The organism is Actinoplanes sp. DH11 (genome assembly GCF_020873875.1).
GTDB lineage: Bacteria > Actinomycetota > Actinomycetes > Mycobacteriales > Micromonosporaceae > Actinoplanes.
Genome location: NZ_JAHWGU010000028.1, coordinates 62,166 through 84,502, shown reverse-complemented (window position 1 = coordinate 84,502; position 22,337 = coordinate 62,166). Strand labels below are relative to the sequence as shown.

The 22,337-nt window shown below is 72.1% G+C and carries 28 protein-coding genes; 17 read left to right on the top strand and 11 right to left on the bottom strand.

Annotated features, from left to right (window positions below):
- Positions 1 to 40: 40 nt before the first annotated feature.
- A complete protein-coding gene (locus LPA41_RS32175; protein WP_229074876.1) occupies positions 41 to 400 on the bottom strand; it encodes a metalloregulator ArsR/SmtB family transcription factor in 360 nt (119 codons plus the stop codon).
- A 138-nt stretch (positions 401 to 538) separates the two neighbouring features.
- Between LPA41_RS32175 and LPA41_RS32170 the strand changes: the two genes are divergently transcribed.
- From LPA41_RS32170 to LPA41_RS32160, 3 genes are read left to right on the top strand one after another with little or no spacing between them, the layout of a single operon-like run.
- Positions 539 to 1,021: a GNAT family N-acetyltransferase gene (locus tag LPA41_RS32170; protein ID WP_229074922.1), complete on the top strand. Its 483-nt coding sequence runs from the start codon at positions 539 to 541 to the stop codon at positions 1,019 to 1,021.
- A 25-nt stretch (positions 1,022 to 1,046) separates the two neighbouring features.
- Positions 1,047 to 2,483, top strand: a complete 1,437-nt coding sequence (locus LPA41_RS32165; RefSeq protein WP_229074875.1) for an FAD-dependent oxidoreductase — start codon at positions 1,047 to 1,049, stop codon at positions 2,481 to 2,483.
- Between the two features lie 5 nt (positions 2,484 to 2,488).
- The gene (locus LPA41_RS32160; RefSeq protein WP_229074874.1) at positions 2,489 to 3,556 is read left to right on the top strand and encodes an MFS transporter; all 1,068 of its coding nucleotides are present in this window, start codon (positions 2,489 to 2,491) and stop codon (positions 3,554 to 3,556) included.
- 15 nt (positions 3,557 to 3,571) lie between these two features.
- Here the strand turns inward: LPA41_RS32160 and LPA41_RS32155 are convergent, their stop codons facing one another.
- Positions 3,572 to 4,303, bottom strand: coding sequence for a VOC family protein (locus tag LPA41_RS32155; RefSeq protein WP_229074873.1), 732 nt, complete (start codon positions 4,301 to 4,303; stop codon positions 3,572 to 3,574).
- A 100-nt stretch (positions 4,304 to 4,403) separates the two neighbouring features.
- Here LPA41_RS32155 and LPA41_RS32150 point away from each other — a divergent pair, with 100 nt between their 5' ends.
- Positions 4,404 to 4,859 (top strand): hypothetical protein, encoded by a 456-nt coding sequence (locus LPA41_RS32150; RefSeq protein WP_229074872.1) that lies wholly within the window; start codon positions 4,404 to 4,406, stop codon positions 4,857 to 4,859.
- Between the two features lie 104 nt (positions 4,860 to 4,963).
- Here LPA41_RS32150 and LPA41_RS32145 read toward each other — a convergent pair whose 3' ends face one another.
- Positions 4,964 to 5,803: a helix-turn-helix domain-containing protein gene (locus LPA41_RS32145; protein WP_229074871.1), complete on the bottom strand. Its 840-nt coding sequence runs from the start codon at positions 5,801 to 5,803 to the stop codon at positions 4,964 to 4,966.
- A 101-nt stretch (positions 5,804 to 5,904) separates the two neighbouring features.
- Between LPA41_RS32145 and LPA41_RS32140 the strand changes: the two genes are divergently transcribed.
- The 3 genes from LPA41_RS32140 to LPA41_RS32130 all read left to right on the top strand — a co-directional run bounded on the left by LPA41_RS32140 (position 5,905) and on the right by LPA41_RS32130 (position 7,444).
- Positions 5,905 to 6,504, top strand: coding sequence for an NADPH-dependent FMN reductase (locus LPA41_RS32140; protein WP_229074870.1), 600 nt, complete (start codon positions 5,905 to 5,907; stop codon positions 6,502 to 6,504).
- Between the two features lie 69 nt (positions 6,505 to 6,573).
- Positions 6,574 to 6,717: a hypothetical protein gene (locus LPA41_RS32135; protein WP_229074869.1), complete on the top strand. Its 144-nt coding sequence runs from the start codon at positions 6,574 to 6,576 to the stop codon at positions 6,715 to 6,717.
- Between the two features lie 7 nt (positions 6,718 to 6,724).
- Positions 6,725 to 7,444: an AAA family ATPase gene (locus LPA41_RS32130; protein ID WP_229074868.1), complete on the top strand. Its 720-nt coding sequence runs from the start codon at positions 6,725 to 6,727 to the stop codon at positions 7,442 to 7,444.
- A gap of 218 nt (positions 7,445 to 7,662) precedes the next feature.
- On the opposite strand, the gene LPA41_RS32125 is transcribed toward LPA41_RS32130, so the two are convergent.
- Complete coding sequence (locus LPA41_RS32125; protein WP_229074867.1) at positions 7,663 to 8,772, bottom strand: LysR family transcriptional regulator; 1,110 nt, start codon at positions 8,770 to 8,772, stop codon at positions 7,663 to 7,665.
- A 70-nt stretch (positions 8,773 to 8,842) separates the two neighbouring features.
- Between LPA41_RS32125 and LPA41_RS32120 the strand changes: the two genes are divergently transcribed.
- The 5 genes from LPA41_RS32120 (at position 8,843) to LPA41_RS32100 (ending at position 12,059) form a co-directional block, all read left to right on the top strand.
- Positions 8,843 to 9,652 carry a dihydrodipicolinate synthase family protein gene (locus tag LPA41_RS32120; RefSeq protein ID WP_229074866.1) on the top strand — a complete coding sequence of 270 codons (810 nt, stop codon included), beginning with the start codon at positions 8,843 to 8,845 and terminating at the stop codon, positions 9,650 to 9,652.
- Between the two features lie 23 nt (positions 9,653 to 9,675).
- Positions 9,676 to 10,050, top strand: coding sequence for a GntR family transcriptional regulator (locus LPA41_RS32115; protein ID WP_229074865.1), 375 nt, complete (start codon positions 9,676 to 9,678; stop codon positions 10,048 to 10,050).
- A complete protein-coding gene (locus LPA41_RS32110; RefSeq protein WP_229074864.1) occupies positions 10,047 to 10,946 on the top strand; it encodes an ATP-binding cassette domain-containing protein in 900 nt (299 codons plus the stop codon). Before LPA41_RS32115 ends, LPA41_RS32110 begins: the two co-directional genes overlap by 4 nt.
- Positions 10,943 to 11,620, top strand: a complete 678-nt coding sequence (locus tag LPA41_RS32105) for a hypothetical protein (protein ID WP_229074863.1) — start codon at positions 10,943 to 10,945, stop codon at positions 11,618 to 11,620. Before LPA41_RS32110 ends, LPA41_RS32105 begins: the two co-directional genes overlap by 4 nt.
- 85 nt (positions 11,621 to 11,705) lie before the next feature.
- A complete protein-coding gene (locus LPA41_RS32100) occupies positions 11,706 to 12,059 on the top strand; it encodes a DUF6204 family protein (protein WP_229074862.1) in 354 nt (117 codons plus the stop codon).
- Between the two features lie 6 nt (positions 12,060 to 12,065).
- On the opposite strand, the gene LPA41_RS32095 is transcribed toward LPA41_RS32100, so the two are convergent.
- A complete protein-coding gene (locus LPA41_RS32095; RefSeq protein WP_229074861.1) occupies positions 12,066 to 12,434 on the bottom strand; it encodes a VOC family protein in 369 nt (122 codons plus the stop codon).
- 169 nt (positions 12,435 to 12,603) lie between these two features.
- Here LPA41_RS32095 and LPA41_RS32090 point away from each other — a divergent pair, with 169 nt between their 5' ends.
- Entirely contained in the window at positions 12,604 to 13,671 is a 1,068-nt protein-coding gene (locus tag LPA41_RS32090) for an SGNH/GDSL hydrolase family protein (RefSeq protein WP_229074860.1), read from the top strand.
- Between the two features lie 57 nt (positions 13,672 to 13,728).
- Here LPA41_RS32090 and LPA41_RS32085 read toward each other — a convergent pair whose 3' ends face one another.
- The gene (locus LPA41_RS32085; RefSeq protein ID WP_229074859.1) at positions 13,729 to 14,226 is read right to left on the bottom strand and encodes a 2'-5' RNA ligase family protein; all 498 of its coding nucleotides are present in this window, start codon (positions 14,224 to 14,226) and stop codon (positions 13,729 to 13,731) included.
- 248 nt (positions 14,227 to 14,474) lie between these two features.
- Between LPA41_RS32085 and LPA41_RS32080 the strand changes: the two genes are divergently transcribed.
- On the top strand, positions 14,475 to 15,350 hold the full coding sequence (locus tag LPA41_RS32080; protein ID WP_229074858.1) for a sigma-70 family RNA polymerase sigma factor: 876 nt from the start codon (positions 14,475 to 14,477) through the stop codon (positions 15,348 to 15,350).
- Between the two features lie 160 nt (positions 15,351 to 15,510).
- On the opposite strand, the gene LPA41_RS32075 is transcribed toward LPA41_RS32080, so the two are convergent.
- From LPA41_RS32075 to LPA41_RS42225, 5 genes are read right to left on the bottom strand one after another with little or no spacing between them, the layout of a single operon-like run.
- Positions 15,511 to 15,879 (bottom strand): PadR family transcriptional regulator, encoded by a 369-nt coding sequence (locus tag LPA41_RS32075; RefSeq protein WP_229074857.1) that lies wholly within the window; start codon positions 15,877 to 15,879, stop codon positions 15,511 to 15,513.
- Between the two features lie 19 nt (positions 15,880 to 15,898).
- Positions 15,899 to 17,005, bottom strand: a complete 1,107-nt coding sequence (locus LPA41_RS32070) for a hypothetical protein (protein ID WP_229074856.1) — start codon at positions 17,003 to 17,005, stop codon at positions 15,899 to 15,901.
- Positions 17,006 to 17,043: 38 nt separating this feature from the next.
- Positions 17,044 to 18,159, bottom strand: coding sequence for a hypothetical protein (locus LPA41_RS32065; protein WP_229074855.1), 1,116 nt, complete (start codon positions 18,157 to 18,159; stop codon positions 17,044 to 17,046).
- Positions 18,156 to 18,518 (bottom strand): PadR family transcriptional regulator, encoded by a 363-nt coding sequence (locus LPA41_RS32060; RefSeq protein WP_229074854.1) that lies wholly within the window; start codon positions 18,516 to 18,518, stop codon positions 18,156 to 18,158. Before LPA41_RS32060 ends, LPA41_RS32065 begins: the two co-directional genes overlap by 4 nt.
- A gap of 14 nt (positions 18,519 to 18,532) precedes the next feature.
- Positions 18,533 to 18,655, bottom strand: coding sequence for a hypothetical protein (locus LPA41_RS42225; RefSeq protein WP_255690798.1), 123 nt, complete (start codon positions 18,653 to 18,655; stop codon positions 18,533 to 18,535).
- A gap of 229 nt (positions 18,656 to 18,884) precedes the next feature.
- On the opposite strand from LPA41_RS42225, the gene LPA41_RS32055 reads away from it, so the two are divergent.
- The 3 genes from LPA41_RS32055 to LPA41_RS32045 are packed head-to-tail and all read left to right on the top strand — an operon-like array spanning position 18,885 to position 22,336.
- Complete coding sequence (locus LPA41_RS32055; protein WP_229074853.1) at positions 18,885 to 20,486, top strand: ABC-F family ATP-binding cassette domain-containing protein; 1,602 nt, start codon at positions 18,885 to 18,887, stop codon at positions 20,484 to 20,486.
- Between the two features lie 4 nt (positions 20,487 to 20,490).
- The gene (locus LPA41_RS32050; protein ID WP_229074852.1) at positions 20,491 to 21,441 is read left to right on the top strand and encodes a tyrosine-type recombinase/integrase; all 951 of its coding nucleotides are present in this window, start codon (positions 20,491 to 20,493) and stop codon (positions 21,439 to 21,441) included.
- Between the two features lie 58 nt (positions 21,442 to 21,499).
- Positions 21,500 to 22,336 (top strand): undecaprenyl-diphosphate phosphatase, encoded by an 837-nt coding sequence (locus LPA41_RS32045; protein ID WP_229074851.1) that lies wholly within the window; start codon positions 21,500 to 21,502, stop codon positions 22,334 to 22,336.
- Position 22,337: the final 1 nt, after the last annotated feature.

Genomic DNA, 22,337 nt, shown 5'->3' with positions numbered 1-22,337 from the left:
CATCGTTGAGGCAATGCCGTCGTGGCAAACGAGCGTGCCCTCAGGTGGCGAGCAGGCCGGCGAGTTGCCGCATGATGCCGGGCCGGGCCCGGTAGTACACCCACGTGCCGCGCCGTTCCGCGTTGACCAGGCCGGCCTCGCGCAGCGTCTTCAGGTGGTGCGAGATGGTCGGCCCGGACAGCTCGAACGCCGGCGTCAGGTCGCACACGCAGATCTCGCCGTCCGGGGCGGACGCGATCATCGACATCAGCTGCAGCCGGACGGGGTCGCCGAGGGCCTTGAACGCCGGCGCCAGCACCGCGGCCGCCTCCGCGGGGACGCGCTGCCGCGCCAGGGGCGGGCAGCACGGCGTCGCCGCGTCGAGGTCGAGGAGGGCAGGCGACCCGGCTGATTTCGGCATGTGTCTAGGTTGACATCTATCAAAACAACGTGCAACTCTCTGTTTCGAGAAACGTCTACTTCAGCGTACGTCTAATCAACGTGACGCCGATTCACGATCGAAGGAGGTGCCGTGTCCGGCACCGTGACCGTCCGCCCGATGACGGCCGGCGACGCCAAGGCCGTCCTGGCGATCTTCCAGGCCGGCATCGACGGCGGCAACGCCAGCTTCGAACCGGCGGCGCCGTCGTGGCCGGAATTCGACGCGGCGAAACTGCCCGAGCACCGCCTGGTCGCCGTCGACGACACCGGCACCGTGCTCGGCTGGGTCGCCGTGTCCCCGGTCTCGGCCCGCCCCGTCTACGCCGGCGTCGTCGAGCACTCCGTCTACGTCGACGACGGCGCGCACGGGCGCGGCATCGGCGGCCTCCTGCTCGACGCCCTGATCAGCTCCACCGAGGCGGCCGGGATCTGGACGATCCAGTCCGGGGTGTTCCCGGAGAACACCGCCAGCCTCGCCCTGCACGCCCGGCACGGCTTCCGCGTCGTCGGCACCCGGGAACGCATCGGCCGCCACGCCGCCCGGGGCAACCGGTGGCGCGACATCGTCCTGATCGAGCGCCGCAGCCCGTACGTCAGGTGATCCGAACCAGACAGGAGCTCCTCCCATGACCAGCACCGTGCCCGACCTGCCCGTCGTCGTCATCGGCGCCGGACCGGTCGGCCTCGCCGCCGCCGCGCACCTCACCGAACGCGGCCTGCCGTTCCTCCTCCTCGAAGCCGGCGACAGCGCCGCCGCCGCGGTACGCCAGTGGGGGCACGTCCGGCTGTTCTCCCCGTGGCGCTTCGACATCGACCCGGCCGCCGCCCGGCTGCTGTCCGACGCCGGCTGGGTGCGGCCCGACGACGACAAGCTGCCCACCGGCGCCCAGCTCGCCGCCGACTACCTGCAGCCCCTGGCCGACCTGCCCGCGATCAAGAACAGCCTGCGGTACGGGGCCCGCGTCACAGCGGTCACCCGGCTCGGCCTGGACCGGGTCCGCAGCCTCGGCCGCGAGCAGACCCCGTACCTGGTGCGCCTGGCCGACGGCACCGACATCCTCGCCCGGGCCGTCGTGGACGCCTCCGGCACGTGGGGGATGCCGAACTGGCTCGGCGCCTCCGGGATCCCCGCCCACGGCGAGACCGCCGCGGCCGCGTTCGTCGAGCCGGCGCTGCCGGACGTCCTCGGCCGTGACCGGGACCGGTTCGCCGGCTCGCACACCCTGGTCGTCGGTGCCGGGCACTCCGCCGCGAACACGCTGCTGGCCCTGGCCGAACTGGCCGGGCAGGCGCCGGGCACCACGGTGAGCTGGGCGATCCGCGCGACGAATCCGGCGCGCACCTACGGCGGGGAGGCCGCTGACGCGCTGCCGGCCCGCGGCGCGCTCGGCTCCCGGCTGCGCGAACACGTCGAGAACGGCACCATCACCCTGCTCACCGGCTTCTCCGTGGACCGTGTCACCGCCGACGGCGACACGGTCACGGTGTCCGACGGCGAACGCACGGTCACCGCGGACCGGATCGTGGCCGCGACCGGGTTCCGGCCCGACCACACGATCACCGGCGAGCTGCGCCTCGACCTGGACCCGATCCTCGGCTCCACCCGGGCGCTGGCCCCGCTGATCGACCCGAACGAGCACTCCTGCGGCACCGTGCCGCCGCACGGCATCGACGAACTCACCCACCCCGAGCCCGGCTACTACGCGATCGGGGTCAAGAGCTACGGGCGGGCGCCGACGTTCCTGCTCGCCACCGGGTACGAGCAGGCCCGCTCCGTGGTGGCGGCACTGGCCGGGGACTGGGAGGCGGCCCGCGACGTGCGGCTGGACCTGCCGGAGACCGGGGTCTGCAACAGCAACCCGGTCGAGGGCGACGACACCATCGCCGCCGGCGATGGCTGCTGCGGCGCGCCCGCCTCGGCCGACGCCCCCTCGGTCGACGCTGCGGAGCCGGCCGGACGGGGGCTGGCCACCGGGATCGCCGGTGGGCTGCTCACCGCCCCGCTGAATCTGATCACCCTGGGCGACAAGCCCAGCGAGGGCCGGGCCGGCTCCTGCTGCTGACCCGCGTGAACGCGGCGGCGGCCGGGCGCGGCTGGTGGATCGTCGCCGCGTTCGCGATCACCCAGACCATCGGGTACGGCACCCTCTACTACGCCTTCGCCGTGCTGCTCCACCCGGTCGCCGCCGGCCTGCACACGTCGGCGGCCGTGGTGACCGGCGCGTTCACCACGGCGATCCTCGCGCAGGCCGCGGCCGCCGTACCCGTCGGCAGACGGCTCGACCGGCACGGTGGCCGCGCCCTGATGACCACCGGGACCGTCCTCGGCGCCGGGATGCTGGTCGCCTGGTCCCAGGCCCGCACGGTGTGGCAGCTGTATTTGATCTTCGCCGGGCTCGGCGTGGCGAAGGCGATGGCCCTCTACGAGGCGGCCACCCCGGTCCTGGTGTCCTGGTTCGACGCCGACCGGCGACCGAAAGCGATCCTCGGCATGATCGTCGTGGCCGGGTTCGCCAGCACCATCTTCATGCCGCTGACCGCCGGGCTCGCCGACCGGTACGGCTGGCGCACCACCCTGATGCTGCTGGCCGCGCTGTACGCGGGCGTCGCCGTCCCGCTTCACCTGCTCGTCGTGCGCCGCCCACCGGCCGCCTTCGCCGCGACCGTGGCCGGGCTGCTCGGCGTCCTGTCCGTCACCGGCCGGCTCCTGCTCACCGCCACCGGACGCCGGCTGCGCCCGTACCGCGTCGTGGCCGCCGTGTTCGCCCTGCAAGCGGCGGCCGCGCTGGCTCTGCCCCTGACGGCCGGCAGCCGTGCCGGAGCGGTCGTGGCCGTCACCGCGTTCGGGCTCGGCTTCGGCCTGTCCAGCCTGGCCGGTCCGCAACTGCTCGCCGACCGCTACGGAGCCGGCGCCTACGCCGGGATCGCCGGGGTCCTGGGCACCCCGGTCACCCTGGCCAAGGCCGGTGCGCCGCTGGCCGCCGCCGCGCTGCTCACCGGCAGCGGCGGGGACTACACCCTCGTACTCGTCCTGATCGCCATGTCCGCCCTGATCGCCGCCGCCGGGATCCTGGCCCGCGCCACCTCACCGACCCCGACCGTCGTGACAGCCGATGCTGAAAACCCTGGACGGTGAACGCAGCGGGGTTGTTCAGGGCGGGGCGAGCACGCAGAACTGGTTGCCCTCCGGGTCGGTCAGCACCACCCATGACACCTCGCCCTGGCCGATGTCGGCGGGCGTCGCGCCGAGATCGAGCAGCCGGGTCACCTCGGCGGCCTGGCCGGTGCCTGCGACAGGCACCACGTCCAGGTGTGCGCGATGGTGGGCGTCGCCCAGATGCGGCGTGGCCTGGAACTCGATGTCAGGGCCGGGACCGCCGGCCGGCCTCAGCAGGGCACGCTCGCCGCTGACCTCGTGCACAGTCCCGTTCGTCGCCGTACCCCAGAACCGGGCCATCGCCCGCGGATCCGCGCAGTCGACGACCACCGCGGCGATCGGACCGGTGTCGCGGTGGCGGTCCCGGGGCGCCGGCACGCAGAACTGGTTGCCTTCCGGGTCCGCGAGGACCGTACGCTGGCTGTCGCTGTTGACCTGCCTCGCACCCAGCGCCGTCAGGCGCGCCACCAGCGCCGTGCGATGAGCCGCCGAGGTGGTGGCGAGTTCGAGATGGACGCGGCACCGCACGGTCGCCGGGTCGGGGACGGCGATGACGTCGAGGCAGACGGGAGCGTCGGGGGCCGTCCACACGAAGCCCGCTGGTGCGACGCAGCTGGCGCCGCCGCCCTGACCGGAAGTGATCCAGCCGAGCGCGTCCGCCCAGAATCGGCCCAGCGCCGCATCGTCGCGAGCCTTCAGGTTCACCTGGACCAGTCGCAGCGGCATGCCGCCCACCCTATGGGCCCGGCACCACGCGGGCCCGGGCGTGGTTGAACACGGCTCCTAACATCGGTGGTCAGCGATGTCTGCGCGGGGGAGGTGCGGCTTGGTCGGCGAGGTGGTTCAGGTCGTCAGTCTGGTCGCGGTCGCCGTCACCACGTACTTCGCGGGGATGCAGGCGCAGCGACTGCGCAAGCAGATCACCATTTCGAACCTGTTCAGCCGGTACGAGGCCCTCAACCACGCCAGCGAACGGTACGACGCCGGCCTGGCCCTGATCTTCCAGAGGCCGGACCTGCGGCCCTACATCTTCGACGGCAAGCCCCTCGACCTTGACGGTGACGAGCTGGCGCGGCTGCTGACGGTCGCGGACCTGATGGCGGGGGCGGTGGATTACGCGCTGCGGGTGGGCAGCCGGTTCCCGGACGTCGGGTCGGACTGGACGGGTGTGGCCGTGGAGATGACCAAGCAGCCGGCGTTCCGGGTGCTGGTGCTGTCGCGGCCGCACGAATTCCCCGACCTGGTCCAGCACTTCGAGCGCCCGGCGGTGACGGAAGACTGATCCGAAGCGGGCGCGCGGCCGAGCCAACCGGGTCGGGCCAACCGGGTCCAGCCGACCGCGCGCACCGGTCGGGCTGGGCGCACCGGTCGGGCTGGGCGCACCGGTCAGGCCGAGCGGACCGCGCGCAACGGCGGGCGGTGGGCCAGGCCGGTCACCGCGGCCGCGGTGGTGTCGTCGGCGGGGAGCAGGACGATCAGTTGCTGGGCGTCGTCGCCGGGCAGTTCCAGGGTTTCCCGCTCCCAGCGCAGCGGGCCGGCCTGCGGGTGCGCCAGGCGCAGCGGGCGGCGGGCCGGCGGGATGTGCTGGTGCAGCCGCCGGGTGAACTCGGTGCCGGCGACGGTGGCGAAGTCGGCGGTGAACCATTCGAAGGTGGCCGTGGACGGGCCCAGCCACAGGTTGAAGACCTGCTCGTCGGCGATCTGATCCCAATCGGTCAGGACGGTGCGGGCCTGCGGGTGGGTGAAGACGTACCGGGTGAGGTTGGGCTCCCCGCCGTCCAGCAGCCCGGTGTCCCGCATGACCGCGGCGAAGGCCTCGGTGTGGGCGAGCACGTCGCCGATGCGGTTGGTGACGACGGCGACGCCGGGTTCGACCAGGTCCAGGATCCGCCGGACGGCGGGCCGCACGGTGCGTTCGGGCGGCGCCGGCCGGGTCCGACCGGCACACACCCCGCTGCTGATCTTGGCGAGGTAGCCGAGGTGGTTGCGTTCGGCGGCGTCCAGGCGCAACGCGTCGGCGAGGGCGTTGACAACCGGGGCCGACGGGTTGCGGTCGCGGCCCTGCTCGATCCTGGTCAGGTACTCGACGCTGACCCCGGCGCGCTCGGCCAGTTCGGTGCGCCGGAGTCCGGGCGCCCGGCGCCGCTGATGCTGCGGGAACCCCAGGTCCTGCGGCCGGATGCTGTCCCGTTTGGCTCGGATGAAGGTGCCCAGCGGCGTGCCCATGCGGCGAGCCTACGGGCCGCCGGCGGATCCAGGGTGGCCCTGCGGGGGCCAGCCTGCGGGCGGTCTGGCTGCGGCCCGGCGAACACCGCAGCGTGTACGCCATGACACAGCACAGCAAACTCGTGGTGATCATCGGCAGTGTCCGGGAGAGACGGTTCGGGCCGGTCGTGGCCGACTGGGTGGCGGCGCAGGCACGGACGCACGGCGGTTTCGAGGTGACAATCGCCGACCTGGCCGCGGCCGACATCCCGCTGGCGTTGCCGGCCGCACCACCGAAGTTCGCCGGCGACGACTACCCGCGCCCCGCCGGCATGCGGGACCTGACCGCCGACCTGGAGCAGGCCGACGCGTTCCTGATCGTGACGCCGGAGTACAACCACAGCTACCCGGCGAGCCTCAAGGCGCTCATCGACTGGCACTTCACCCAGTGGACGGCCAAACCGGTGGCGTTCGTCAGTTACGGCGGCGCGGCGGGTGGCCGGCACGCGGTGCTGCACCTGGAGAACGTGCTCACCGAACTGCACGCGGTGACGATCCGGGACGGGCTGGCCTTCCCGGACTACTTCACCAGCTGGCGCGACGGCGCGCCGGGCGACGACGCGGCGGCGGGGTATGCGAAGACGATGCTGGAGCAGCTGAGCTGGTGGTCGCAGGCGTTGCGGGCGGCGCGGGCGGCGAGCCCGTACCCCGGTGGCGTCTGAGGGTCAGCTCTTTGCCGTTCTGGCAAAGTAATTCGCTGTCTGCGGTCGACCGGGGTCATCCTCGGCGGTATGACGACACGCGATATGACGACACACAGCGACGCCGAACTGATCGCGCAGGCCTTCTCGGGGCCTGGCGAGGAACGACTGCGCCGGGCACGGCACCCGTTCGACACGGTGCCGTGCGGGCGGCGGCCGGCGGGCACGATCTAATACGGGCGTGTTCATCAAAGGGGTGCGGCTCGACACCGTGCCGGCCGGTGGGTATCCCTTCGACCTGCCGGTGGTCCGGTCCCTGCACGCCGGCGGCGGCCTGCGGCTGACCCGGCCGGTGACGCTGCTCGCCGGGGACAACGGCTCCGGCAAGTCCACGCTGATCGAGGCGATCGCGGTCGCGGCCGGCTTCAACGCCGAGGGCGGCACGACCGCGTTCAACTTCGCCACCCGCGCCACCGAGTCGCCGCTCGGTGAGCACCTCACCTTGTCCCGCGCCCCGGGACGCAAACCGCGCACCGGGTTCTTCCTGCGCGCCGAATCGTTCTACAACGTGGCGACCGAGATCGATCAGCTGGGTGTGTCCCGGTCCTACGGCGGGACGTCACTGCACGAACGGTCCCACGGCGAATCGTTCCTCGATCTGGCCACGCACCGGTTCGGCGCGCACGGGCTCTACCTGCTCGACGAGCCCGAGGCGGCACTGTCGGTGAACGGCTGCCTGGCGTTGATCGCGCGCATCGCCGAACTGGTCGACGCCGGCAGCCAGTTCGTCATCGCCACGCACTCGCCGATCCTGCTGGCCTGCCCGGACGCCACGATCGTCGAGATCGGTCCGGGCGGCGGCCTGGGCGAGGTCACCTACGACCAGGCCGAGGCAGTGGCGCTGACGCGCACGTTCCTGGCCGACCCGCAGCGGATGCTGCGCTACCTGCTCGAGAACTGAAGGGCGCGTCTTCGGTCCCGTTGCGGCCGGTACCGGAGTAGCCGCGTCCGGGCAGCGGTGTTGATCTGCCAGCGATGCGAAATCGCGGTTTCAACCCCATGATCACCGCGTTTTCGTAGCGCCAGCAGATCAACATCCGCACAGCGACAGCGCGTCAGGCGTCACCGAGGGCTGCCGGAAGGGGCTTGGACCGGGAACCTGCCGCGCAGGGGGAGCCGTCAGAGCGGGGCGAAGGGTTGGGCTGCGACGCGCAGGGCAGCCGTCAGGGCGGTCACGGCCGGGTGCGTGGCGGCGCCCCGGCGGTGGGCGATCCGGGTGCGGCGGCGGGTGGGTGCGGGAAGTAACCGGATCCCGGCCGGCGCCAGGGTGGGCGGCACCGGCTCAGGTGGCGCCGGGGCGGGCGACGGCCGGCCCGGCAAGGACGGACTGGGCGCGGAAGTGCTGGGCACGGAAGGGCTGGGCGCGGACGGGCCAGGCGCGGGCGGAGCGGCGGACGGCGGTGGGGCCAGGGCCAGGGCTGGGACAAGGGAGACGCCCTGGCCCGCGGCGACCAGGGCTAGGACCGCGGTGAAGTCGTCGGCCCGGTGGCGTACCCGTGGGGTGAATCCGGCGGCCTGACACACCCGCACGGTGATCTCGTGGCACAGGGTTCCGGGAGTCGCCATGATCCAGGGCTGGTCGCGCAGGTCGGCGAGGCCGGCGGCGGGCAGGGCGGCCGGGACTGCCAGATGCACGGCCTCGTCCAGCAGCGCGACCGACTCCAGGTCGCGGTCGTCGTGCACGGACGGCGCGACCGACGTCACGTCACGGTCGTCGATCATGGCCGGCGCGATGGACTGCCGGTCGATGGGCACGGGCGGGACGGCGCCGGGGGAGTCGTAGGTGTGGACCAGCCCGGCGTCGAGGCGGCGTTCGCGCAGGGCGGCGGGCACGGCGGACGGATCGAGTTCGGTCACCTGCAGTTCGAGGGCGGGATGGTCACGGGCCAGGGCCACCAGCGCGGCCGGGAGGATGGTGCGCACGGCGGTGGGGAACGCGCCGATCCGGAACGGACCGGCGGGTCCGGTGCGGGCGGCAGCCAGGGCGGCGGCGGCCCGTTCCAGGCCGGCGAGCACGTCGGCGGTGTGCCGGACCAGGATGTGCCCGGCGGCGGTGAGGGTGACGCGGCGGCCGGTGCGTTCCAGCAGGGGCACGCCCGCCTCACGTTCCAGGGCGGACAGTTGCTGCGACACCGCGGACGGGGTGTAGGTGTGCGCGGCCGCGACCGCGGCGATGGTGCCGAGCCGGTCCAGGTCGTGGAGCAGGCGTAACCGCCGGACGTCGAGCATCAGCTCAGCTTATGGTCGGGGCCAGGGATCGGAACTGGTGCTTAACGGTCGGGTCGACGATCGTCAGGTCATGGATCTTTCCGGCATTCACGTTCCGTTGATCACTCCCTTCGACGCCGACAACGCGGTCGCGTACGCCGTACTCGAAGATCTGGCGCAAGCCATGCTCCTGGCCGGCGCCCGCCTCGTCGCGCTCGGCACCACCGCGGAGGCCGCGTCGCTCAGCAGTGCCGAACGGCGTGAGGTGCTGAGAGTTCTCGGCGCGAGTCCGGATCTGATCGTCGGCGCGAACACGGCGGCGGAGCTTCGTGAGGCGGCAGCGAGCGGAGCCGGAGCCGCCCTGACCCTGGTGCCGCCGTTCGTCCGGCCGGGCCCGGACGGCGTGGTCGCGCACTTCGAGGCGCTGGCCGCGACGAGCCCGATCCCGCTTGTCGTCTATCACGTGCCGCAGCGCACCGGTCAGCCGCTGGGCGCCGACACGATCCGGCGGCTGGCGGCGATCGACGCGGTGATCGGGATCAAGTACGCGACGGGCGCGGTGGACGCCGATCTGGTGGATCTGCTGGCGGATCCGCCGACCGGGTTCGCGGTGCTCTGCGGCGACGACGTGTTCCTGGCGCCGATGCTGGCGATGGGCGCGCGGGGTGGCATCCTCGCGTCCGCGCACCTGGAGACCGAGGCTTTCGTCCGGTTCTTCGGTGACCGCGACATCGCCTCCGGGCGGCGGCTGGCGAAGCTGTCGAAGGCGGTGTTCGCGCAGCCCAACCCCACGGTGGTCAAGGCGGTGCTGCACGCGCGAGGCCGGATTCCGACACCTGAGGTACGGCTGCCGCTGTTGCCTGCGCTTGCCCCGAGCCTCTATGGTTCGTTACTAGAGTAATTAACCAACGAAGGGCGGGTCCCGTGTTCGACGACCACAGCCCGATCTACCGGCAGATCGCTGAGCAGATCAAGGCGGATGTGCTCCGGGGTGTGCTCAACGCGGAGGAGCAGGTGATGTCGACCAATCAGTACGCGGCGCACTACCGGATCAACCCGGCCACCGCCGCCAAGGCGTTCCAGCACCTCGTCGACGAAGGCGTCATCTACAAACGGCGCGGCGTCGGCATGTTCGTCAGCGCCGACGCCCAGGGCCGGCTGCGCGACCAGCGCCGCGAGCGGTTCTTCGCCGACGTGCTCGAGCCGATGGTCGCCGAGGCCCAGGCCCTGGGCATCCCGGCGGCCGAGATCCAGACCCGTATCCAGCAGCTCTTCGACCAGGGGGGCAACGGCCGATGACACTCTCGATCCGGACCGACGGCCTGCGGGTGTGCTACGGCGACACCGAGGCCCTCGGCGACCTCACCCTCGACCTGCCCGGCGGCAAGATCTACGGCCTGCTCGGGCGCAACGGCGCGGGCAAGAGCACGCTGCTGGCCACGCTCGCCGGTTTCCGCAAGCCGACCGCCGGCACCGTGCGCATCGGCGGGGAACCGATCTTCGAGAACCTGCCGGTCACGTCGCGGACCTGCCTGATCCGCGACGACAGCGGCGTCGGCGACACCGGGGACAACCTGCGCGACATCCTCGACATGGCGAAACACCTGCGGCCCGACTGGGACGACAAGTACGCCGGTGAGCTGATGGACCGGTTCACCCTGCCCCGCAAGAAGACAGTCGGCCAACTGTCGCGCGGGCAGCGCTCGGCGTTCGGTGTGGTCGTCGGCCTGGCGTCGCGGGCGCCGCTGACCATGTTCGACGAGGCGCACCTGGGCATGGACGCGCCGACCCGGCAGCTGTTCCTCGACGAGCTGCTGCGCGACTACCTGGCCCGGCCGCGCACGTTCGTCATCTCCACCCACCTGATCGAGGAGCAGAGCCCGATCTTCGAAGAGGTGCTGATCATCGACCGCGGCCGGCTGCTGGTGCGCGAGGAGCTGGACGAACTGCGGACGCGGGGCGTGTCGGTGACGGGCCCGGCCGAACTGGTCGAGGAGTTCGTGACCGGGCTGACCGTGCTGAGCCGGCAGCGGCTCGGCCCGACCGTGCAGGCCATGGTCTACGGCCTGCTCGACGAGGAGCACCGCCGCCGGGCCCGGGCCAAGGGGCTGGAACTGGGGCCGGTGGGTGTGCAGGACCTGTTCATCCACCTGACGGACAACGGCCGGACCGAGGCTGAGGGAGCGATCCGATGACGCGCTGGCCTATCCTGCGCTACCTGCTGAGCAGCCACACCGTGTTCCTGCTGCTCGTCCTGATCCCGATCTACCTGTTCGTTGGCGTGGTCGTCGGCGCGGTGTCGATCTACGTTGACATCCGGCTCAGCGGTGTCGACGTCGTCGGGCAGGTGCTGCCGTGGGCGGCCCTGGGCTACGGCGCCTCCACGTCGAATCTGCTGCCCACGATGCTGGTGCACGGCCGGACGCGCCGCGAGTTCCTGACCCAGCACCCGATCTTCCAGGTGATCACCACGGGGCTGGTGGCGGCCCTGATCACCGGCTGCTACGCGATCGAGACGGCCGCCTACCGGGCTCTCGACTGGGAGCAGAAGGTACAGCAACAGCGGATCTACGCCGCCGACGAGTACGGGACGATCTTCACGGCGTACTGGAGCATGCTGCTGATCTGGCTGATGGTCGGCGTGTTCGTCGGGGTCGCGTTCTACCGCTGGGAGGCCGGCGGCGGACTGGCGCTGATCCCGGCGGCGGTGCTGGTGGTGCTCAGCGGCGGCGTCAACGGGTTCTTCAGCCTGCCGTTCGCGCGCACCGACCTGCCGCTGCTGCCGGTCACCGTGGTCGCGGTGGCGATCGCGTACGGGCTGCTCTGGCTCAGCGGCCGCGACGTGTCCCTGCGCGCCAAGGTCGCCTAGCATTCCGGCGGACGTCGATGCGGTTGCGCCTGGCGCGCGAATTTATCGGATGAAACGCGCGGCCCGATTGCCGATACTGTCCGGCGTGACAGACAACCGTACCGTCCGCGTCACCGTGCGCGGCTCCTTCGACAACCTGACCGCCGAGCAGCAGGCCGAACTTCTCGCCGCCGGTCCCGAGCACGCCGACATCCTCGCGGTGCGGTACACCGCGGACGGGCACCTCACCTACGACCTCGCGGCGCGGCCGTTCTTCACCTTCCGCTTCGCCGAGGAGGTGGCGCAGGAGAAGGACATCCCGCAGGTGACGGCGCGCTCGGAGGCGAAGGCGGCGGCCTGGATGACCGAGCGGGGGTACGGCTTCAAGCGTCTCACCTCGCAGACGGTCGACATGTCGGAGGTCCCGCTCGGTCCCCGCGGCCGGCGCCTGCAGGGCTGAGCGTTCTCAGCCGGCGCGTTCGGCGGCGCTGCGCTCCACGCAGAACTCGTTGCCCTCGGGGTCGCGCATGGTGACCCAGCCGGTGCCGTCGGGCTTGCGGTGATCCTCGTGGACGGTGGCGCCGGCGGCCAGCATCCGCTCGACGAACTCGTCGCGGGTGCCGGTCGGTGGCTGGATGTCGAGGTGCACGCGGTTCTTCACCGTCTTGCCCTCGGGCACCGCGATGAACAGCAGGCCGGGGGTGGTCTCGACGAGGGCTTCCTCGGTGTCGGACTCGGCGTCGACGGGCGCGCCGGTCAGCTGTGACCAGAACGCGGCGACGGCCAGGGGTTCGCGGGCGTCGAACGTGATGTGACGGACCGGGCTGATAGTCATATGCGTCACTATAGGCAGTTTGTCCCGGCTGGCGGCGCGGGGTTCCGTAGCCCTGCGAACCGGGTGCGGAACGGTCGCCGTGCCCGTTTCCGGCTTTGCACCGTTAGCAGCATGCCGAACAGATCTCGCGAGTTCGGTTTCTGGCTGCCTGAGGACGGTGCTTTCCGCGATGCTGCGTGCTCTTCTCCCCGCTCTTGCGGTCTCCGCCGGCGTGCTGTTCGGCGTGCCCGCGACGGCCGCGCCCGTGACGGCTGCGACCGACGACACGGCCCCGGTGCGGATCATGCCGCTCGGTGACTCGATCACCGCCGGGGTCGGGGTCGTCGGCAAGGACGGGTACCGGCTGCGCCTGCAACGCAAACTCACCAACGCCGGGATGACGTTCGACTTCGTCGGCTCCCAGCAGGGCGGCACCGCCGGCGACCCGGACCACGAAGGCCACGGCGGCTGGACCATCGACCAGCTCACCGAGCAGGCCGGCGGCTGGGTCAACACCTACGACCCCGACGTGGTGCTGCTGCACGCCGGCACCAACAACATCACCCGCGGCGAGAAGCCGGCGCAGGTGGCCGGCAAACTGGCCGGCCTGATCGACCAGGTGCGGGCGGCCGCCCCCGAGGCGCAGATCTACGTCGCCACGATCGTCGGCACGGCGGTGACCTCGGAGGAGGCGGCGAACGTCGGCTACAACAGGCTGATCCCCGGCGTGGTGGCGGACAAGGGGCCGCGGGTGCACCTGGTCGACCAGGCCCCGATCGGCGGGCTGTCCATCTACGACCGGCACCACCCGAACGCGTACGGCTACGCGCGGATGGCCCACACCTGGTACGAGGCGTTGCGCACCACGATCGACCCGTCCTGGCCGGTCACGCCGGACCCGGACGACACCGACCAGGCGTACCTGTGCCACTACCGCACGGTCCGCGACTGCCGGTGGTGGCACCGGCGGCCGGTCACCGCCGTCGTCGGCGGGACCGAGGTGACGACGGTGCAGTGGCAGACCCGGCGGTTCGTGACCGAACGCTACCGGGCGACCGTGCCGGGGCACTACCGCAGCGTCGACCGGCGGGTCTGGGTCAAGGGGCACCACCAGGTGCGCACGGTGAAGGAGGGCGGCAAACTCATCAGCCGTACGGTGTGGGTGAAGGGACACTGGGCGAAGCGGCCGGTGCGGACGTGGGTGCCGGCGCGCACGGTGACCCGGACCCGGACGGTCTCCGCCTGGGTCGGCGCCTGACCCCGCCGCTTCCTGCTCGCCGGGCTGTGCCCGTTCTCCTCGCTCGGCCGTGCCCGGTCAGCCGAGCGGGAAGTCCGTGACGGTGTGCCAGGAGCCGGCGTGGCCGGGGCAGCCCGCCATCAGGTGCAGGGACGTCACCCGGGCACGGATGGGCAGGTGCGCCCGCACCTCGTCGCCGGCGGCGCGCAGGTCGGCGACCGGGTGGTCGTGGCCGACGGTGAGGTGCGGGACGACCTCGGTGAACCGGCCCTCGTACGGCGGGGCCTGCGGGAACCGGGCCGCGATCCGGTTGGTCAGCTCCCGGAACGGCTCGGCCGGTTGCGGATCGAGCCAGACGACCCGCTCCCCGAACCAGCCGACCCGGTCCAGGCTCAGGAAGAAGCGCGGCACCCCGGCCACGATCAGGCGCACCGCCGCCAGCACCGACGGGGTCATCCGCGCCGGCGCCAGGAACGGGTGGAGCACCGTGATGTGCGCCGGCATCCCGCCGGCCGCGGAGCTGTCCAGCCGCGACCGCAGCGCGGCGACCGCCGGCTCCGCCTCCGGAATCGGCACAACCAGAGAACTGTGTGTCGGTTCCATCGTCGCAGTCTCGGCCATCGCCGTTCCCCCGGCAACGACAGTTCCAGTGGTTTCCCGGTTTCCCCTCCGTGCCGTGACGGATCTGGTAGCAGCACTTGAGGTAAATCGCACAGTGCAACCAAGCGGCAACCGAGAGTGCCTGCTTCCTGCACCCGTAGCGGCGAAAAGTTCCCTTTGCAAGCCGGTGAGCCGTCATGGCGCCGACACAGGGGGGAACCGAAATGACCGCGACCGCTCAGACTTCTGTCACCCGTGAGCAGGAAGAACTGATCCGGGACAACATGGCACTGGTCGGACACATGGTCCGCGAGATGCTCTTCAAGGTGCCGCCGCACGTGCACCGCGACGATCTCGCCTCGGCCGGTTACGCCGCGCTGGTCACGGCCGCCCAGGCGTTCGACCCGGAACGTGGCATCCCGTTCGGCCGGTTCGCGGCGGTCCGGGTCCGCGGTGCCCTGCTCGACGAGCTGCGCAGCATGGACTGGGCGAGCCGGTCGGTCCGGGCCCGCGCCCGCCGCGCCGACGTGGCCCGCGAGGAACTGACCCGCCAGCTGGGTCGCACGCCCACGGCCGAGGAACTGGCCGAACTGCTCGGTGTCGCCGTCAACGAGCTCAGCAGCGTCGACGACGACGTGCAGCGGGCCGCCGTGCTGTCGTTGCAGGGTTTCGCCACCGGCACCGCCGAGGACCTGGTCACCGAGACGGCGATGAACCCGGAGGAGCTGCTGCTGCACCGGGAACGGCTCGGCTACCTGCACGACGCGGTGACCGTGCTGCCGGAACGTCTGCGCTACGTCGTGGAGGCGTCCTTCCTGCAGGAACGCCCCCTGTCCGAGGTGGCCGCCGAACTCGGCGTGACCGAGTCCCGGGTCTCGCAGCTGCGCACCGAAGCCCTGGCCCTGCTCCGCGACGGACTGATCACCCACATGGAGCAGATGCGCGTCCCGGACGCCAAGGACGGCTGCGTCGCCCGCCGCCGCGCCGCTTACGCCGCCCAGATCGCGGCCCGCAGCACCCTGGCCGGCCGACTTGGCGTCACCGACGTCACCGGTCTGCGCCTGTCCGACATGGCCTCGGGCCTGGCGCAGGCGGCGTGACCACGCCGCGGGGATTTTGGGGGCTGCCGCGCGAACCGCGCAACAGCCCCCACCTCCAGGAGTACGGCACACAGCCGCCCCCGAAACCTCCCCGGCCGTACCGGCATCCCGCTGGCGCCACCGTCACCGAGTTCATCGGCTCACCGGTGCCGGGGTTGAGTCAGTGCGACAGACCTCTCAGCAAGATTCGCCACAGCGACCCCCCGCCCGCGCCCAAGCCTCCGCCCATGGCTGCGCCCGCGCCTCCGCCCATGGCCGCGGCCCGCCGCCGCAGCGCGCTCTGCCGGTCCAGCTCGATCGCCCCGTGGTAGTCGAGCCGGTAGTACCGCCGCATCCGTCCCCGCCACGCCTCTTCCCGGTCGACCTCGATCAGCTCGCACCCGGTGAGCCGGTCCAGCTCCCCGTAGAGGGTCGCCGCCCGCAATGACACCGCCCCACCGGACAGCTCCCGCACTGCCCGGGTGATGCCGGAGCCGTCCCGCGCCTGCGGCGTCAGAGCGAGCAGGATCAGGAACGTCCGCTCCCGCATCACGCCACCCCGTCCGGCCTCACGCCAACTCCTCGGATTGCTGCCGTGCCGCGACCGGCGATCGTCCCCGCGAGGCCGTCAGTGCCCCGGCGCCCACCAGCAGCCCGGCGCCGGTCAGGGCCAGGTTGAGCCAGCCCGGGCCGAACGGCCAGTACGGCCCCGGTGTGAGCGCGCTGTGCACGGTGAACACCATCTCCCGCTGCCCCGCGAGCTCGACGGCCCGCACCCCGTTGCCGTAGAACGCGACCGCCGGCAGCGCCAGGAGCAGCACCGTCGCGGTGGCCAGCGCCGTGGTGACGGGGGACCGCCCGCTCGGCAGATGACGGATCCGGCGCGCCGCGCCCGCCGCGAGCAGCCAGCCGCCGGCCAACCCGAGCACACCCCCTGCCACGATCGCCGGCACCAGTGCCGCGTTGCCGGTCGTCCCCGTGGTCGTGCCGACCGAGCTTTCGGTGCCCGGCGGCCCGTCGGCGTCGATGGTCCACGAGGTGACCCGCAGGCGGACGCCGTCACGCCGAGCCTCGAACTCGGTGTTGGTCACCTGGCGTTGCAGCAGCTCGCCCTGCCCGTCGCTGATCCGTGGCAGCTGATGCCGCAGGGGCGCGGCACCGACCTGCCACCCGTCGGCGATCAGCCGCTCGCGAGCCGATGCGACGTCCCAGCTTCCGGCCAGCGAGGTGTTCCAGCCGATCTGATCGGTGGACCAGGGCGACCGCGGCGGGTCCATGATGGTGCGCGAACTTTCGATGCCCGGTCCGCCGACCACGGCGCGGTGCAGGACCGCGGCCGCTGCGACGTCGGGCGCTTGCGGGAAGGTGCGTTCGGCCGCCCAGGAGCCGGCGGCCGCGCCGAACGCCCCGCCGATCAGGGTCACCAGGACCGCCGCGACCCAGGCGAGGGGCCGGCCGGCGGGCAGCCGGAACCGCTGGCGCAGCCCGCTGCCGATCAGGTGCCAGGCGTCCCCGGCGACCGGGCGGCGCCGGCCAGGTTCGGCCATCTCCAGCAGCGTGGTGACGATCTCGTGGCCGTGCCGCTGCCGGAAGTCGCCGGGGTAGGCGCGCAGCAGTCGCCGGTACGCCCGTTCCAACCCCGGTTCGGCCTGCGGCGGCCACTGACTGGTTGACATGTGTGTCGTCCTCGTGGTGTGAGCGGGTCGGTCAGTGGTCAGTGGACGGCGGGGTGCGGCACCGCGGCCGGAGCGGGACGGATCAGGACGGTCACCAGCACCGCCAAAGCCAGCGCCAGGCCGGTCGCGGCGAGGATCAGGTTGAGCGCGGGCGGGCCGAACGGCCAGTAGGGCCCCGGGTTCAGGGCGCTGTGCACCGTGAACACCGGCCCCTGCGACGGCGCCGCGTGCTCGACGGCGCGGATCACGTTGCCGTAGACCGCCACCGCCGGCAGAGCCAGCGCGGTCACGGCCGCCCCGGTCAGCACGCCGGCCGTCCGGGACCGGCCCGCCCGGGCGTGTCGCAGCCGCTGGGTGGCCGCGGCCGTGACCAGCCAGCCGCAGACCAGGCCGGCCAGGGCGCCGAGCACGGTGAACGGCAGCAGCGTCGCGTTGCCGGTGGCGCCCACGGCGGTCGACACGCTGCCGCCCAGCTCGGTGAACGAGCCGATGACCGTCACGGTCAGGCCGTCGCGGCGGGCCACGAACTCCTGCCGGCTTTGCGCGGACCCGACGGTGCCGCCCTGCTGCTCGACGCCGGTGGTGCCCTCGGGCCGTTGCTGGACGACACCGACCTGCCAGCCGTCGGCAATCAGTTGTTGCCGGGCGGCCTCGGCATCCCAGCCGATGCCGCCGTGCAGGCTGCTGTCCACCAGCACGATCCGGCCCCACCAGGGTGAGCCGCTGTCGTCGATGACACCTCGGCCGCGTTCCGCGCCGGACGGTGTGTCGCCGAGCAGCCGCTCGTGCAGGGCCTCGACGCCGGCCTGGCTGGGCACGGCCGTGGACGTCCGCTCGGCGGTCCAGGACCCGGCGGCCGCGCCGGACGCGCCGCCGATCAGGGTCACCAGCACCGCCGCCACCAGGGCGAGAGGCCGGCCGGCGGGCAGCCGGAACCGCTGGCGCAGACCGCTGCCGATCAGGTGCCACCGCTCGGTGCGCGACGGCCGCCGCCGGCCGGGCTCGGCCATCTCCAGCAGGGTGGTGACGATCTCGTGACCGTGGCGCCGCCGGTAGGCGCGGGGATAGGCGCGCAACAGTCGCCGGTAGGCACGCTCCAGCCCCGGATCGGCCTGCGGCCAGTCGTCCGCGGTCATCGGGTCGCCTGTGGTCATCCGTTCAGCCCCGCGTGCAGGCCGGCGATCCGGGACAGGCCCGGGACGACGCCCGGTCGCTGCCGGAGCTGCGTCTCCGCGGCCGCGGCCCGTTTGCGCAGCCGCTCGACCTCGACGGACAGGGCGGCGGCACCGTTGTCGCTGAGCCGGTAGTAACGCCGCAGCCGGCCCTCGACGGCCTCCTCCCGGTCGACCTCGATCAGGCCTTGGTCGGCGAGACGGTCCAAGGCGCCGTAGAGGGTGCCGGGGCGCAGCTTGACATCACCGGCGGAGAGGCCGAGCACGGATTGGACGATGCCGTATCCGTGCAGGGGCTGGGCCGCGAGCGCGGTCAGGATCAAAAAGGTGGGTTCCTGCATGCCGGGGCCTCCTTTCAGGTAGTGACGGCGAGCGGGTCGGAGGCTCGCCGCAGGGTCGCGATGGTGATCAGTCGCCGGTAGGCACGCTCGAGCTCGGGAGCGGGCACCGGCCAGTCCGCCGGTGGTGGTGCGTCCACGCCAAGGACAGTACGGCCGTCGCTATATATCGTCAACCGATCTATCGTGGCGGCATGACGACACGGGGGAGGGAAATGCGGGTGCGGGAAATACGGTTGCGGGCGGCGCCGCACTGGAGCAGGGTGGATCACGGACCTGCCGCCGGAGATCAGGAGCACACGCCGATCATGTGAGAGCGACCCGACCTCGCTGCCCTTTTGTCGGTGTCGCATGCTCCGGAGGCGCTCCTTGTCCACCACCCATCTCAAAGCCGCCGGCCTCGGCCGTGCCCACGACGGCGACCTGCTCTTCGCCGGCCTCGACCTGGTCCTGCGCGCAGGCGACCGGATCGGGGTGGTCGGCCCCAACGGCGCCGGCAAAACGACCCTGCTGCGCGTGCTGGCCGGCGAGCTCGCCCCGACGGCCGGTGCGGTCACCGTCGCGCCCGGGGCGCGGCTGTCCTACGTACCGCAGCGGATGCCCGGCCAGGACGACAGCGTCGGCGCCTTCCTCGCCGCCGGTCTCGGTGAGCTCGCGGAGGTGACCGCGGAGCTACGGGCGCTGGAAACGCGCCTGGCCGCCGGTGACGACGTGCTGGCGCGGTTCGGCGCCGTGCAGGAGCGGTGGACGGCCCTCGAAGGGTGGACCGCGGAGGCCCGGCTCACCGAGATCCGGCAACGCCTCGACATCGAGCATCTCGCCGACGACCTGCCGGTCAGTGCGGTCAGCGGCGGCGAGCAGGCACGGCTGCTGCTGGCCCGGGCGCTGCTCGACGCACCGGACCTGTTGCTGCTCGACGAGCCGACCAACCATCTCGACGGCGAGGGCGCCGCCTGGTTGCAGCGGTGGCTGCACGATTTCCCCGGTGGCGTGATCGCGGTCAGCCACGACCGGGCGTTCCTCGACGACTTCGCCACCCGGATCGTCGAGCTCGACGGCATCGAGGAGCAGCCGCAGGACTACCCGGGCGGCGGCTACACCGCCTACCGGGCGGAGAAGCAGCGCCGCTGGGAGCGGCTGCTGCTCGACTTCGAGGCGCAGGAGAAGGACCGGCTGCGCTGGGAGGCCGACATCGAGCGCACCAAGGGACAGGCGCGCGGTGTGGAGAACACGGTGCGGTCCGGGGTGACCGCACCGCACCTGCGGCGGGTGGCCCGCCTGGTCGCCCGCAAGGCCAAGGTCCGCGAGCGGCGGCTGCGCCGGCAGATGGCGTCGGTGAAATGGATCGCGCAGCCGCGCACCCGGCCACCGCTGACCCTGGCGTTCCCCGGCGACGACACGGCCGACGGGGAGATCGTGCTCAAGGTCCGCGACCTGACCGTCGCGCACGGCGACCGGGTGCTGCTCGACCACGTCGACCTCGACGTCACCCGCCGCGACCGCGTCCTGATCACCGGGCGTAACGGCGCCGGCAAGACCACCCTGCTGCGGTCGCTCGCGAGCCGGCACCCGGAGGTCGCGGTGCTGCCGCAGACCGACGACGGGCTGCGCACGGCCACCACCGTGCTCGACTTCTTCCGCGAGCGGGTCCCGGTCTACGTCGACGACGCCGAGCGGCTGCTCGCCGGGCACCAGTTCGAGGCCGAGCAGTGGAGTGCCCCGGTGCGCGAGCTGTCCGCCGGCGAGCTGCGGCGGCTGCTGCTGGCGGTGGTCGTCAACAGCCCGTCGCGGGTGCTGCTGCTCGACGAGCCCACCAACTTCCTCGACTTCGAGGCCCTCGACGTGGTGGAGGAGGCGCTGCGCCGCTACCGGGGGACGCTGCTGATCGTCACTCACGACCGCTGGTTCGCCGATGCGGTCGGCCACACCCGGCACTGGCATGTCGCGGACGGACATGTGATCGAGAGCTGAGAAAATGATCAGCATGTCCCTGGTACCGCATCAGCCCGGCGCGCTCGGCACACCGGGCGCGGCGGCGGAGTTCACCGAGGCCTGGCTCGCGAACCGGCGCCTGTCCGAGCACACCCGCGCCGCCTACCGGCGGGACGTGGCGTCGTGGCTGGCCTGGTGCCACGACCGGGGCCTGGACCCGCTGCGAGCCTCGTTCCTGGACGTCAACGCGTACGCTCGCGGGCTCGAAGCCCGGCCGATGGCCGCGGCGACCGTGGCGCGCAAGCTTTCCGGCGTCTCCAGCTGGTACGACTTCCTGGTCAAGCTGAACGCCGTCGCCACCAACCCGGTCGGTGGCGCGGACCGGCCGCACGTCGACCGCGACCACTCCTCGACGGTCGGGCTCACCCCGCAGGAGGTGGACGCGCTGCTGTCCGCCGCCGAGCAGGCCCAGGGGCCGACCGCGGTCCGGCACCGCGCCGTGCTGGTGTTGCTGGCCGACCTCGGGCTGCGGGTCGGTGAGCTGGTCAGCCTCGACCTGGCCGACGTCAGCTGGGAGCGGGGGCACCGGACCGTGCGGTTCGTCGGCAAGGGTGGCCGGGCCCGCCGCCGGGCGCTGACCCCGGGCGCGGCGCTCGCCCTCGACGAGTACCTGCGGTTGCGCGGCAGCGGCGAGGGGCCGCTGTTCGTGACCGCCACCGGGGCCCGCATCGACCGGCACGCCGTGTTCCGCCTGGTGCGCCGGCTCGCCAAGCAGGCCGGGATCGCCGCCGCCGACCGGTTGTCACCGCACTCGTTGCGGCACTCGTTCGCGACGTCGGCGCGTGCCGAGGGGGTCCCGCTGGAGGACGTTCAGGACGCCATGGGACACGCCGACCCGCGGACCACCCGGCGCTATGACCGTGACCGATTCAACCTGGACCGTGACCCGGCGTACACCATCGCGGCGGCCCGTGCCCGGCGGAACCCGGCGTGATCGGCACCCCTATGCTCTCAAGCTGGCTAGGGGAAAGCGGGATAAATTGAGTTCGGATATGAGCATCGTGGAAGCGGTGATCCTCGGCGCGGTCGAGGGCGTCACCGAGTTCCTTCCGGTGTCCAGCACGGGTCACTTGACGATCCTGGAGAAACTGTTCGGGCACACCATCGACGACCCGGACATCACCGCCTTCACGGTGATCATTCAGTCCGGTGCGGTGCTCGCCACCATCCTGTTCCTGCGCAAGGACATCGCCCGGGTGGTGCCCGCGTTCTTCCGGGGTCTGTTCGACAAGACGCAGCGCGAACACCCGGATTTCCGGTTCGGCTGGGCTGTGCTGCTCGGCTCGTTGCCCATCGTGTTCGCCGCGCTGCTGTTCAAGGACGCGATCGAGACGACGCTGCGCAGTCTCTGGTTCGTCGCCGGCGCGCTGATCCTGTGGAGCGGTGTGATGGCGTTCGCCGACCACGCCGCCACCCAGGTCCGCCACGAGAAGGACGTCTCGTGGAAAGACACACTGATCATCGGCACCGTGCAGTGCCTGGCCCTGATCCCGGGTGTCTCGCGTTCCGGCGCCACCATGTCGGCGGGTCTGCTGCGTGACCTCGACCGGGTCACCGTCACGAAACTGTCGTTCTTCCTGTCGATCCCGGCACTGACCGGCGCGTCCATCCTGCAAGGCGTCGGCGAGGCGGACCGGATAGCCAACGGCGTCGGCTGGACGAACACCATCGTGGCGACCGTGGTGAGTTTCGTCGTGGCGTACGCGTCGGTGACGTGGCTGCTCAAGTTCGTCTCGAAGCACTCGTACAGCATCTTCATCTTCTACCGGCTCGCCCTCGGCTCGCTGCTGCTGGTCCTGCTCGCCACCGGCACGATCACGGCGAAGTGAC